The following is a 1,156-nucleotide window of genomic DNA, read 5'->3' as shown; positions in this document are numbered from 1 at the left end:
GCCGATGAGGGGTACCGCCGGCAAATCCATACCCAGTTGACTGTGCAGGAATCCCGGCATGCCCTGGCCAGACTCATCTTCCACGGCAGGAGGGGCCAGATACGGCAGTCCTACCGGGAAGGCCAGGAAGACCAGCTCGGCACCCTTGGCCTGGTCCTGAACGCCGTCATCCTATGGAACACCCGCTACCTGGAAGCCGCACTCACCGGGCTCCGCGACCGCGGCCACATCGTTGCAGACGAGGACGTGCAACGGCTCTCGCCGCTGGTCTCGGAACACATCAATATGCTGGGCCGCTACTCTTTCACTGCAGGCGCCACAGGAACGGAACTTCGGCCATTGAGGAACCCCGATGAGGACCTGGAGACCTAAACGAGGCAACATTTCCCTGAACATATCCCCGCCCGCAAGGGAACGTTCTGCGGACAATGAGATGGTGGCCGCTCTAGTCGCCAGCGGAGAAAGAGTCTCGTCATTGACTGGTCCGAATTTCCAGCGTGAAAGACTTGAGCTTCAGGCGACGGTAGAAAGGTAAACCCGATGAGGCCGCATGGACCTGCCGAGATCGATATGGACGAATATGCGAGCTTCCTGCCGCACACAAGAAGAGAATCACTTATTCCTCCGGTTTCGGAGTGGTGGCCTTGGAGAAAGCACCTAGTCCACCTCTTCCGGCTACGCGATGTCAACGCCCCTGTTCGGTTGCTTGTCGTCCATGGTGCGGGAGCCCATGGCGGGGCACTTTGGCCCATAGCATCCCTTCTGGCAGGCCGCCGGATCGACCTGACCGCAGTCGACTTGCCGCTTTACGGCCGCACCGTGACGGATTCCCGCGGAACAGTGACGTACGAAGATTGGGTTGCCCTACTGGTCGATCTCATCGCAGTTGAAGACGATGGTCGTCCCGTCATCCTCCTCGGGGCGAGCATCGGTGGCTTGCTCACGGTGGAGGCGGCTGCCCGTTCACACATGGTTGCCGCCGTGATCGCTACATGCCTTCTCGACCCAACAGAGTCTCATGCTCGTTCGGCGATGACGCGGTTCGGCTCACTTGCCGTGGCCTTAGCCTTGATCCACCGATCCGTTTTGGGGGCTGGCTGAATCCCGTTTTTTGGTGATGTGGCGTTTTTGGGCAGCGGTGGGGCCGGCCTCGCTG

At 60.4% G+C, this 1,156-nt stretch carries 2 protein-coding genes; both read left to right on the top strand.

Going from position 1 to position 1,156, the window contains the following annotated elements; translation table 11 throughout:
- Positions 1-372, top strand: a 372-nt coding sequence (locus AB0O97_RS20255; RefSeq protein WP_363885076.1) for a Tn3 family transposase, incomplete at its 5' end; no start/stop codon positions are given.
- Between the two features lie 168 nt (positions 373-540).
- Positions 541-1,101, top strand: a complete 561-nt coding sequence (locus AB0O97_RS20250) for an alpha/beta fold hydrolase (RefSeq protein ID WP_363885075.1) — start codon at positions 541-543, stop codon at positions 1,099-1,101.
- The last annotated feature ends 55 nt before the right edge of the window (positions 1,102-1,156 follow it).

The organism is Specibacter sp. NPDC078692 (genome assembly GCF_040686835.1).
GTDB lineage: Bacteria > Actinomycetota > Actinomycetes > Actinomycetales > Micrococcaceae > Specibacter.
The sequence above is the reverse complement of the archived record's forward strand: the minus strand, read 5'-3'. Positions and strand labels throughout refer to the sequence as shown.